Annotated in this window: 10 protein-coding genes, 1 tRNA gene and 2 rRNA genes; 9 read left to right on the top strand and 4 right to left on the bottom strand. The window is 59.1% G+C overall.

The window, feature by feature from the left end; translation table 11 throughout:
• Both G512_RS0109060 and rrf read left to right on the top strand, forming a co-directional pair.
• Positions 1 to 159, top strand: a 23S ribosomal RNA gene (locus G512_RS0109060); the annotation flags it as partial.
• A 55-nt stretch (positions 160 to 214) separates the two neighbouring features.
• Positions 215 to 329: ribosomal RNA gene (gene rrf / locus G512_RS0109055) — 5S ribosomal RNA — on the top strand.
• Positions 330 to 615: 286 nt separating this feature from the next.
• Here the strand turns inward: rrf and G512_RS20500 are convergent.
• Positions 616 to 1,824 (bottom strand): cation:proton antiporter domain-containing protein, encoded by a 1,209-nt coding sequence (locus G512_RS20500; protein ID WP_036489165.1) that lies wholly within the window; start codon positions 1,822 to 1,824, stop codon positions 616 to 618.
• 248 nt (positions 1,825 to 2,072) lie between these two features.
• On the opposite strand from G512_RS20500, the gene G512_RS0109045 reads away from it, so the two are divergent.
• Positions 2,073 to 2,148, top strand: a tRNA-Phe gene (locus tag G512_RS0109045).
• Between the two features lie 73 nt (positions 2,149 to 2,221).
• Here G512_RS0109045 and G512_RS22555 read toward each other — a convergent pair.
• The gene (locus G512_RS22555) at positions 2,222 to 2,545 is read right to left on the bottom strand and encodes a hypothetical protein (RefSeq protein WP_143181355.1); all 324 of its coding nucleotides are present in this window, start codon (positions 2,543 to 2,545) and stop codon (positions 2,222 to 2,224) included.
• Between the two features lie 253 nt (positions 2,546 to 2,798).
• Between G512_RS22555 and G512_RS0109040 the strand changes: the two genes are divergently transcribed.
• Positions 2,799 to 3,242, top strand: coding sequence for a GNAT family N-acetyltransferase (locus tag G512_RS0109040; protein WP_028481444.1), 444 nt, complete (start codon positions 2,799 to 2,801; stop codon positions 3,240 to 3,242).
• Positions 3,243 to 3,244: 2 nt separating this feature from the next.
• Here the strand turns inward: G512_RS0109040 and G512_RS22550 are convergent, their stop codons facing one another.
• A complete protein-coding gene (locus G512_RS22550) occupies positions 3,245 to 3,382 on the bottom strand; it encodes a hypothetical protein (protein ID WP_155943655.1) in 138 nt (45 codons plus the stop codon).
• A 524-nt stretch (positions 3,383 to 3,906) separates the two neighbouring features.
• On the opposite strand from G512_RS22550, the gene G512_RS0109030 reads away from it, so the two are divergent.
• Positions 3,907 to 4,191 carry a GIY-YIG nuclease family protein gene (locus G512_RS0109030; protein ID WP_028481443.1) on the top strand — a complete coding sequence of 95 codons (285 nt, stop codon included), beginning with the start codon at positions 3,907 to 3,909 and terminating at the stop codon, positions 4,189 to 4,191.
• 820 nt (positions 4,192 to 5,011) lie between these two features.
• Here the strand turns inward: G512_RS0109030 and acnA are convergent.
• Positions 5,012 to 7,690: an aconitate hydratase AcnA gene (gene acnA / locus G512_RS0109025; RefSeq protein WP_028481442.1), complete on the bottom strand. Its 2,679-nt coding sequence runs from the start codon at positions 7,688 to 7,690 to the stop codon at positions 5,012 to 5,014.
• Between the two features lie 608 nt (positions 7,691 to 8,298).
• Between acnA and ccmA the strand changes: the two genes are divergently transcribed.
• The 4 genes from ccmA (at position 8,299) to ccmD (ending at position 10,721) form a co-directional block, all read left to right on the top strand.
• The gene (ccmA, locus tag G512_RS0109020) at positions 8,299 to 8,979 is read left to right on the top strand and encodes a heme ABC exporter ATP-binding protein CcmA (protein WP_081657424.1); all 681 of its coding nucleotides are present in this window, start codon (positions 8,299 to 8,301) and stop codon (positions 8,977 to 8,979) included.
• 8 nt (positions 8,980 to 8,987) lie between these two features.
• Positions 8,988 to 9,647, top strand: a complete 660-nt coding sequence (gene ccmB / locus G512_RS0109015) for a heme exporter protein CcmB (protein ID WP_028481440.1) — start codon at positions 8,988 to 8,990, stop codon at positions 9,645 to 9,647.
• A gap of 119 nt (positions 9,648 to 9,766) precedes the next feature.
• Positions 9,767 to 10,528 (top strand): heme ABC transporter permease, encoded by a 762-nt coding sequence (locus G512_RS0109010; protein ID WP_028481439.1) that lies wholly within the window; start codon positions 9,767 to 9,769, stop codon positions 10,526 to 10,528.
• Positions 10,529 to 10,538: 10 nt separating this feature from the next.
• Entirely contained in the window at positions 10,539 to 10,721 is a 183-nt protein-coding gene (gene ccmD, locus G512_RS0109005) for a heme exporter protein CcmD (protein ID WP_028481438.1), read from the top strand.
• The last annotated feature ends 1 nt before the right edge of the window (position 10,722 follow it).

The following is a 10,722-nucleotide window of genomic DNA, read 5'->3' as shown; positions in this document are numbered from 1 at the left end:
ACGGAAAGGATAACCGCTGAAGGCATCTAAGCGGGAAACCTACCTCAAAACGAGTTCTCCCTGAAGAGCCGTGGTAGACCACCACGTCGATAGGAGGCATGTGGAAGTGTGGCAACACACGAAGCTGAGCCTTACTAATAGCTCGTTCGATCTTGATCACTCCCATTAAGCTATAATCACTAAAAATCCAGCTTCTCAAATTGTTGTTATCCTGCCCGGTGGCTAAAGCGGGGCGCCCCCACCCGATCCCATCCCGAACTCGGAAGTGAAACGCCCCAGCGCCAATGGTACTGTGTCTCAAGACACGGGAGAGTAGGACGCCGCCGGGCATGATAACAACAAACAAAAACCTCTCCAGCATCAAACAGAACAACTCAATCCCAAAAGCCCCCGACGCATAACGCGCGGGGGCTTTTTGCGTCTGAAACACCCATCTAAAACACGCCTACTCATCCGGCGCCGTCAAAACACCAAAAACACCCTCGGGGGTATGAACTCCCGCAAGCGCCGGCCCCTTACCAAATTACGAGCGCCCGTTTTGCACATGATCACCAGCCGGCAGCGATGGTCGGGTTTCTTGTCTTTCTCATCTTAAGCGGTTCGTCGAGAACGGGATTAAGTTTCTGTCTGTTTTGGCAGGTTCTTTTTGAAAATGCGGGTGAAGGACTTCGCCGTAAGACCGTGGAACACTACGCTGAGAGATATGGTGGTTACGGCCGTTGCGGTGAGAATGCCCACATTGTCTGGCGCTTCATCAAGCACAATGATGGCAAAGACGACGCTGGCAAGCCCCCGCGGCCCAAACCAGCCCACAAACAAGCGCTCCACGGGACGCAGGTCTGTGCCAAGCAGCGCCAGGTACACCGGCAGGAGGCGCACCACCGTGAGGCTGAGCAAGGCGTAAAGAACGATTTCCGGCGTCATGAGAAACAGCGCCGGCCCCATAACCCCGGCTCCGAAGATGACCCAGGTGACAAGGGCGAAGGCGTCGCCCGTGCCTTCGGCTGCGGCGAGAAACTCGTGCTTGTAAGGCCTGCGGTAAATGCCATAGACAAGGCCGCCGACAAAGGCGGCAATAAAGCCGGACCCTCCAAATGCCTGCGCTGCGGTAAAACACAACAACGCCAGGCCGATGATCGTGATTTGCCGCCAGGTCTCGCGTATCCAGCCCCGTTTGTTCGCAAATTCAATCATATGATGGCCACCCCAGGCGAGAACAACGCCAATGACAGCGCCTTTACCCAACTCCTCAATAATCAAGGGGATCGCCAATTGGCGAAAGCTCTGGGCGGTTTCGGGCTCGGTGGCGATGATCAGCAGGCTGAGCACCACGGGCACGCAAATACCGTCGTTCAGGCCGCTTTCCACGTTGAGACTGCCGCGTAGCATGGGCGGTACGCGGGGCGAGGTAACGACCGCCTTGCCAAGGGCGGCATCCGTTGGGGCCAGCAAGGCGGCAAGAAGGGCGATCTCCACGGCGGAGACACCGGGAAACACAAGCAGGCCAGCGCCAATGCCGAGGAAAATTGTGAGGGGCAGGCCGATCAACAACAGGCGTAGCGGCAAGCCAATGTGCCGGCGCAATACGGTCAGGTTGGTATTTGCCGCATCGGTGAACAGCACCAGTGCCAGAGTGAGCTCGGCTAACAGCTTCAACCCTTCTGTCTGAATATTCAGCTCCAACGCATCAAGGCCAATCGGTCCCAGTGCCAGGCCTGCCGTGGTGAACAACAGGGCGCCGCTGAAAGAACTGCGTTCCAGCCCGCCCGCCAGAATGCTGTAGAGGAACACAAGAGCAAACAGGATGGATAGGGTCAAATACATCCGCAATCTCCGGTGGGGCGGCGCAGAAGATGCGCCAACATGCCGACCGGGCCAGCATGCGCCTTCGCGGAAGGGGATGCAACCTGACGGATTGGGGGGCTGAACGACGCGTGCCGGCCTGCCCTAAAACTTGTGCGGGAAAACTGGCCGCCACTGCGAAAAATTCCCCGCTGCTTCTGGACAAGGCGCCAGATCCTCCCTATAAGACCGTCACTTCGCTGTGACAGCATTTCGTTTGTCGGCAGCGCGCCCGGATAGCTCAGTTGGTAGAGCAGCGGATTGAAAATCCGCGTGTCGGTGGTTCGAATCCGCCTCCGGGCACCATCTCTTCTTTTTTCCTGAAATTCATTCGTGCGGCGTCTCACAGTGTGAGAACTTGCTCTAGTGTCGTGTGCCGTCAGCCGCGGAGCAGACACGCGCCAACAGCACCGCCGGGCGTGGTGTGGCCCGCAGTGGGTGGCAGGAACTCCCGCCGCAGGGCGGGTGTGGCAAGGCGGGCAGGCGGTGCCTGCGCTGTTTGGTTAAATGTTTCTTCGGCATCGGCTACTCGCCTTGCCCGGACACTTTGTGCGCAGAAATGATTCCGGCTGCGGGTAGACGCGAAAGGCAGTTGCCTGCCACCGCTGGACGCCCCCCAAGCCAGCTCTGCCCCACCGAACCATGCGGCCGCGTTCGGCTTTTCCTGCGCCGGACCGTCTGGGCAATGCGTTACCCTGCCCATTGGCCCCGTCCGTCCCACGACTCTGCGGCGGGCGGTCCGCCGGCAGGCCCGGTTTCGCGGGAACCCATTCACCCTAGACGCGCGCGGCTCAACGGGGACAAGTTTTTTCCGGCAAGTGCTGCCAGACGCTGCAAAGCGCACAAGGCGAGGACACCTTGTGGTTGTGGGCCTTTGGTCGAGTTGGGCACGCGCGGCATTTGGTTTATCCTGAAAAGGCAGCATCACCGCGGCATTCATCAGGGAGACCATGTCCATGTCCGTTCCCATAGATCGCAAGGCCACCGAAGCGGATTTGCCTGTTCTGCTTGCCCTTGAAGAGCGCTATATGGCAGAGCTGGAGCCGCAGCATTATGAGCATTGGAAGAAGGCGGAGGCTGCCAATCTGCGCCGCTTGACCGACCACCTGCCGCAAACCCATGTGGTGGAACTGGGCGAGCAGGTGGTGGGCTATTGCAACTGGGGGCTGGTGCGGGACGAGCCTACGCTTTTAACCCTTTATGTGTTGCAGGACTTCCGCCGCTACGGGCTGGCCGCCCGGTTGCTCGAGCTAGCGGAGGAGCAGGTTACCCGAGCCGGGTTCAACCGCTGCTGCTTTGCACCGGTAAGCACCCACCCGGCGCGTGTTTTTCTGGAACGGGGCGGGTACAAGCTGGTGCGCGATGATGGCGAGCGCCTACACCTTTTGAAAACGTGGTAATGTCAGAAGAACAAGCCATGGCGGGTTTCGGAGCCTGACCCCCAAAGGGGTTTGAGAGCCGTCCCGCTTGCCTCAGTGGTCATCCCGGCCCCCGCGCCGGGATCCAGCGGGTTGTGCGTCGCGTTCGGACGCTCGGGCATGAAGCAAAGGTTTCTCCATGTCGCTCTGGATCCCGCATCAAGCGCGGGATGACGGCTTTAATAAAGAGCAAGGCTGTGAGCCAATGAGACCCGCCGTCGCCTCTACCCCACACGGTCGTCATCCCGGCCCCCGAGCCGGGATCCAGCCGGCGATTGCGACATGCTCGGGTGGTCAGGCATGAAGCAAAGGTTTTTCCATGTCGCTCTGGATCCCGCGTCAAGCGCGGGATGACGTCCGAGGGGGAGGTGAGCGTGTTGGGATTCAAAGGCGTTGCTGATATTAGGCGCGGGTGTTGGGTCTCACGGGCGTTTTGGCGATGATGCAGAGGGTGCTTGTTGCACAATGGCAGGACTGCTGGTCTTGCATCACCTCACTGCGCAACGTTCAAGAAACTTCAGGGCCTCTCCATTACCTTCCAGCGTCATCCCGGCCTCCGCGCCGGGATCCAGCGGAAGCCGCTACTGATTTTACACTGGCAATTTCGTGTTGTTGTGGCTCTGCGATGCAGGTCGCAGGCTAAGGCATGGCGTATTATGTGTACATGACAGCAAGTAGACGGAACGGGACGCTGTATACGGGTGTGACCAACGATTTGGCCCGGCGACTTTACGAGCACCGAGAGAAAGTGGCGATGTCCTTTACGGCGCGCTATGGCGTGTCGCAACTGGTCTACTATGAGGAATACGAGCGGATTGGGGATGCAATTGCTCGTGAGAAAAAGCTGAAGCGTTGGAAGCGGGGATGGAAGGTGGAGCTGATTGAGGGGTTTAATCCGGCTTGGCGAGATTTGTACCAAGAGTTGGCATAAAGGGAATGGCTAGGTGTGCTTGCTTGGCTCTGGATCCCGCATCAAGTGCGGGATGACGCCAGCTGGGAGGTGAGGCACTTTCATTTACTAGGAGTTGCCAAGGCTACCCTTCTTCCAACACCTCACTGAGCAACGTTCATGAGACCTCAGGGCCTCTCCATTACCTTCCAGCGTCATCCCGGCCTCCGAGCCGGGATCCAGCGGACGGTGCCGCGCACTTGTGGGCTCAGGCGAGTGGCGAAGGTTTTTCCATGTCGCTCTGGATCCCGCATCAAGTGCGGGATGACGCCAGCGGTGAGGTGAGGCGCCTTCATTTACTAGGAGTTGCCAAGGCTACCCTTCTTCCAACACCTCACTGAGCAACGTTCATGAGACCTCAGGGCCTCTCCATTACCTTCCAGCGTCATCCCGGCCTCCGAGCCGGGATCCAGCGGACGGTGCCGCGCACTTGTGGGCTCAGGCGAGTGGCGAAGGTTTTTCCATGTCGCTCTGGATCCCGCATCAAGTGCGGGATGACGTTTGAGGGGTGGCGCAAGGTAGGGCATCAATGAGACCCGTCGTCTCCTCCACCCCGCACAGTGGTCATCCCGGCCCCCGAGCCGGGATCCAGCCGACGGTGCCGCGCACTTGTGGGCTCAGGCGAGTGGCAAAGGTTTCTCCATGCCGCTCTGGATCCCGCGTCAAGCGCGGGATGACGCCTGTAGGGATGTGCTGGCATCCGAGATAACATGAGCGGGTTGGTTGGCCTTGAGGGATGAGGTGCCAACAAAAAACGGGCCCAAAAGGGCCCGTTCTTGATCCGAAGACTGTCTAAAAAGCGTTAGCTGGAAACGAGGTTGCGGAGCACGTAGTGCAGGATGCCGCCGGCCTTGATGTACTCCAGTTCGTCTTCCGTATCGATGCGGCTGAGGACCTGGATGATCTTTTTCTCGCCGGACTCGTATACCACTTCCATGTCCACCATCTGGCGCGGCTTCAGGTCGGCCACACCCTTGATGGTGACGCGTTCCGTACCGGTGATGCCGTGGGACTGCCAGCTTTCGCCTTCCTTGAAGGTGAATGGCAGGACGCCCATGCCAACCAGGTTGGAGCGGTGGATACGCTCGAAGGATTCAGCAATCACGGCCTGCACGCCAAGCAGCTTGGTGCCCTTTGCCGCCCAGTCACGGGAGGAGCCGGTGCCATATTCCTTGCCAGCAAACACGACCAGCGGAGTGCCGGCGTCCTTGTATTCCATGCAAGCGTCGTAGATCCACTTCTGTTCACCGTCCTTCATGGTGACGCCGCCTTCAACGCCCGGCACCATCTGGTTCTTGATGCGGATGTTGGCGAAGGTGCCGCGCATCATGACTTCGTGGTTACCACGGCGGGAGCCGAAGGAGTTGAAGTCCTTCACCGCGACCTGATGCTCTGCCAGATAGGTACCTGCCGGGCTGTTGGCCTTGATGGCACCGGCCGGAGAGATGTGGTCGGTGGTGATGGAGTCGAGGAACAGACCCATGACAGCCGCGTTCTCGATGTCTTCGAGCGGCTTGGGCTCCATGGTCATGTCTTCGAAGTAAGGCGGGTTTTGAACATAGGTGGAGCCTGCGGGCCAGCCGTAGGTCATGCCGCCTTCAACCTTGATCGCCTGCCAGTGTTCATCGCCCTTGAACACGTCGCCGTAGCGCTGTTCAAACATTTCCTCGTTGATGGAGGTACGGATGAGGTCCGCGATTTCCTGCGTGGATGGCCAGATATCCTTCAGGTACACCGGGTTGCCGTCCTGGTCCGTGCCCAGAGCATCGCGCGTGATGTCGATGTTCAGAGAACCGGCAATGGCGTAGGCCACAACCAGTGGCGGCGAAGCCAGGTAGTTGGCCCGGACATCAGGGTTCACGCGGCCTTCGAAGTTGCGGTTACCGGACAGGACGGAACAGGCCACAAGGTCGTTGTCGTTGATGGCCTTGGAGATTTCATCGGGCAGTGGGCCGGAGTTACCAATACAGGTGGTGCAGCCATAACCGGTGAGGTTGAAACCCAGTTCGTCCAGGTCGGTCTGTACGCCGGCCTTTTCAAGATAGTCGGTAACCACCTGAGAGCCCGGTGCCAGCGAGGTCTTGACCCATGGCTTGACGGTGAGACCCTTTTCCCGTGCCTTGCGCGCCACCAGACCCGCGCCGATAAGCACCGACGGGTTGGAGGTGTTGGTGCACGAGGTGATGGCGGCAATAACAACATCGCCGTTGCCAAGATCGTGGTCGCGGCCTTCCACGGCAACGCGCTTGGACTCTTCGCCCGCCTTGTTGAACTCCTCGGCCATGGTCTTGGCAAAGCCGGGTGCCGCGTCGGCCAGCGAAATGCGGTCCTGAGGACGCTTCGGGCCGGCGATGGAAGGCACAACAGTGGAGATGTCCAGTTCCAGCGTGTCGGTGAAGACCGGTTCCGGCGCGCTTGAATCGCGGAACATGCCTTGCGCCTTGGCGTAGGCTTCCACCAGAGCGATGCGGTCCTTCTCGCGGCCGGTGGATTCCAGATACTTCAAGGTATCGTTGTCAACCGGGAAGAAGCCGCAGGTTGCGCCGTATTCCGGGGCCATGTTGGCAATGGTGGCGGCGTCTTCCAGCGACAGGTTGTCGAGGCCGGGACCGTAGAATTCCACGAACTTGCCAACCACGCCCTTCTTGCGCAGCATTTCAACAACGGTCAGCACAAGGTCGGTGGCGGTGATGCCGTCGTTCAACTCGCCGGTGAGCTTGAAGCCGACCACCTCGGGAATCAGCATGGAGATCGGCTGGCCAAGCATGGCCGCTTCGGCCTCGATGCCGCCCACGCCCCAGCCCAGAACGGCCAGACCGTTGACCATGGTGGTGTGGGAGTCGGTGCCGACCAGCGTGTCCGGATAGGCAACCGTTTCGCCGTTCTCTTCCTTGGTCCAGACCGTTTTGGCCAGATACTCAAGGTTGACCTGGTGACAGATGCCGGTTCCCGGAGGAACAGCGCGGAAATTGTCAAACGCGGACTGGCCCCAGCGCAGGAACTCGTAACGCTCCTTGTTACGCTCGTATTCCTTCTCCACGTTCAGCGCGAACGACGAGGCGGTGCCGAAATAGTCCACCATGACGGAGTGGTCGATGACCAGATCCACCGGGACCAGCGGGTTGACCTTCTTCGGGTCGCCGCCCAGCTTGACTGCCGCATCGCGCATGGCCGCAAGGTCCACAACGGCCGGAACGCCGGTGAAGTCCTGCATCAGCACGCGGGCCGGGCGATAGGAGATCTCGTGGGAAGACTTGCGGTTCACAAGCCATTGGGCAACGGCCTGAATGTCTTCCTTGGTTACCGTGCGGCCATCTTCAAAGCGCAGCAGGTTTTCCAGAACCACCTTCAAAGAGAAAGGCAGCTTGGAGACACCTTCAAGGCCATTTTTTTCGGCATCGGGAATGGAGAAGTATGTGTAGCTCTTGTCGCCGACCTTGAGGGTCTTCTTGGCGCCAAAGCTGTCCAGTGATGTCGTCATGACGAGCGATCTCCTTATGGTTTCACAGCCGGTCCCATGGGCGCGGCCGACTGCAGAGCGGGTATCTCTGGATCACCCCGAAAATCGGAGTGTTGTGCGTGCCCGTTTTTTACGAGCTCTTTATTGAGCATGCCGTGCGCCCGCGTGGTGTGAGCCGCAAGACAGTGTGCGTGAGTCAGTTGTTGTCCCTATAGCGTTTTTTCGCAGGTGTTGCCAGATGCGCGACGCAGGGTCACCTGATGATTTTCGGCTCCATCTGCATACCCTTAGCCAAATTGCCAATAAAAACAGCGGGTCACGTTTTGAGTGCGTTATATACATGTGTATACAATATGTCCAGACCCGTTTGATGGGCCTGCTGCCCGCGGCTTGCAGCGGGGTGGAAAACGTGAGTTTGGTTGCGCGAAATGCTGTGTTGTGGCGTGCGGGTTAGCAATTCGTCGTTATTGCCGTGTTGAAGTGGTGGTTTTCCCCATTCGGCTCTGGAAACAGGGGCCAAAGCAGTGGTATCGGACGAACGGACCTTTTCTTTACATACGGGCCATCGGGCGCCCGGCAGGACAAACACTGTGGCAGCAACCTCGATGATTTCCCCCGGCCTGCAGGATCTGACACTGAGCTGCGAGGCGCTGAGCTGCGAGCGTGGTGGTCGTGAGGTGTTCAACGGCCTGTCGTTTGATCTGTCCAGCGGGGAAGCCTTGTTGGTCAAGGGACCCAACGGCGTGGGCAAGTCCACCCTGCTTCGGGTACTGGCGGGATTGGTGCCCAAGAGAAGCGGCGCTATTCGGTTATCCGGTGGCCTGCCAGATCGCAAGGTTGCCGAACATGCGCATTATTTTGGCCATCTGGACGGATTGAAGCTGGCCTTGTCCACCTACGACAATCTGGCGTTCTGGCAGCAGTTTTGCGAACTGATGCCGGGCGGGCAGGGAATGGATCCGCGTGCAGCGCTGGAAACACTGGGCATTGCCCATACCGAGAGCCTTCCAGCGGCCTTTTTGTCCGCAGGGCAGAAGCGCCGCCTGGCTCTGGCGCGTCTGCTGGTGGTGTGGCGGCCCATCTGGCTGCTGGACGAACCCAGTTCCGCGCTGGACAAGGTGGCCGAACAAACCCTGCATGATCTTATCGAAGCGCATCTGGACGCGGGCGGGCTGGTGATTGCGGCAACCCATCTAGCCCTTCATCTCAAACGGGTAAGAGAGTTGCATATGCAGCCCGCAGCGCCGCTGTCTGCAACCGACGGGCAGGGCGATGCCGCGTTTCTTGATGATGAGGAGGGCTGGATCTGATGCACTGGATAACCGCCCTTTTTCTGCGCGATTTCAAGCTGGCCGTGCGCGTGGGCGGCGGCGCCCTGATTGGCGTTTTGTTCTTCCTCGCCGTGGTGACCGTGTTTCCCTTTGGCGTTGGGCCTGATTTGAAACTGTTGGCGCGCATTGGCTCTGCCGTGCTTTGGATCGGGGCCTTGCTCTCCACCTTGCTGGGGCTGGACCGGTTGTTTCAAGCGGACAGGGATGATGGCACGCTGGATCTTTACCTTCTGGCGGGACGGCCGATGGAACTGGTTGTCTTGGTGAAATGCGCCGCGCACTGGGCGGCAACCGGATTGCCGCTGGTGCTTGCAACCCCGTTGTTCGCGCTGTTCTTGAACCTGGAACCCATTGCCATCGGGGCTGTCACCCTGACCCTTGTCATCGGGACCCCAGCTCTCACACTCATTGGCGCCGTGGGGGCAGGGGTGACCGTATCCTTGCGCCGCGGCGGCGTGCTTCTGGCAATTTTGGTGGTGCCGCTATCCATTCCGGTGCTCATCTTTGGGGTGAGTTCGGCCACCGCGGTCTTGTCGGCCACGGCATCCTTTACAACGCCGCTGCTTTACCTGGGCGCGGTTACATTGTTTGCGGGTGTGGTTGGCCCTGTATCGGCCGCCGCTGCTTTACGGTATGCGAGTGATTGATGAACTGGGAAGGAGGTTGTGCCACTTTCCTGCGACGATTTCGCACCGGCTTATCTTGGTGTGGGAGACCGATTATCTATATGATTGAAGAGAGCAGCATCTCAGTTTAGAAGAACTCCATGAATTTTTATGATCTGGCCAATCCGAGTTTTTTCCTCCGCCTTGTGACGCGGGTCTTGCCGTGGCTTGTGGCGATTACGCTCTTGCTGTTTGCCGCAGGGCTGTATCTGGCATTCACAGCGCCGCAGGACTACCAGCAGGGAATTACTGTACGCATCATGTTCGTTCATGTGCCGGCGGCTTGGCTGGGCATGTTCTGTTATGGCTTGATGGCCATTGCCTCCATCGGTTCGTTGGTCTGGCGTCATCCGCTTGCGGACGTATCGGCAAAGGCGGCCGCGCCGCTTGGTGCCTGCTTTACCTTTCTTGCCCTGTTCACCGGTGCTGTCTGGGGACAGCCAATGTGGGGAACATGGTGGGTCTGGGATGCACGGCTGACCTCGTTTCTGGTGCTGTTCATCATGTATCTGGGTATCATCGCGCTTTGGAAAACGCTGGATGACCCCAACAAGGCCGCCCGGCCCATTGCGATCCTGACGCTGGTGGGGGCCTTGAACTTGCCCATCATCAAGTTCTCCGTGGATTTGTGGAACACGCTCCATCAGCCTGCCAGCGTGTTTCGGATGGATGGTCCGACCATCCACCCGGCTTTGCTCGTGCCGTTGCTGGTCATGGCCTTGGCCTTCACCTTTTTCTTCGTGGTGATGCATCTGATGTCCATGCGCAATGAAATCTATCGTCGCCGCGTACGTGCCATGCGTATGCGGGCTGCCGCCGCACCTAGCGCTCGCGCCAGCCTTGCCGAAACCAACAAGGCTTGAAGGACCTGCCATGGAAAGCTTGTTGACAGACCTCGGGCGCCATTCAGAGTACGTCATTGCCGCCTATGTCATGACGGCGGTGATTATTGGCGTCATGGTTCTGGCCATTCGCCTCGATCAGAAAAAGCAGGAGCGGGACCTGAAAGAGCTGGAAGCTCTGGGCCTGCGCCGCCGATCGCAGAAAAAGGATTAGG

Origin of the sequence: Pseudovibrio exalbescens DSM 16456 (genome assembly GCF_000422785.1) — a bacterium.
Taxonomy (GTDB): domain Bacteria; phylum Pseudomonadota; class Alphaproteobacteria; order Rhizobiales; family Stappiaceae; genus Pseudovibrio; species Pseudovibrio exalbescens.
Note: the sequence above shows the minus strand (reverse complement) of the source record. Positions and strands in the feature narration are given on the sequence as shown.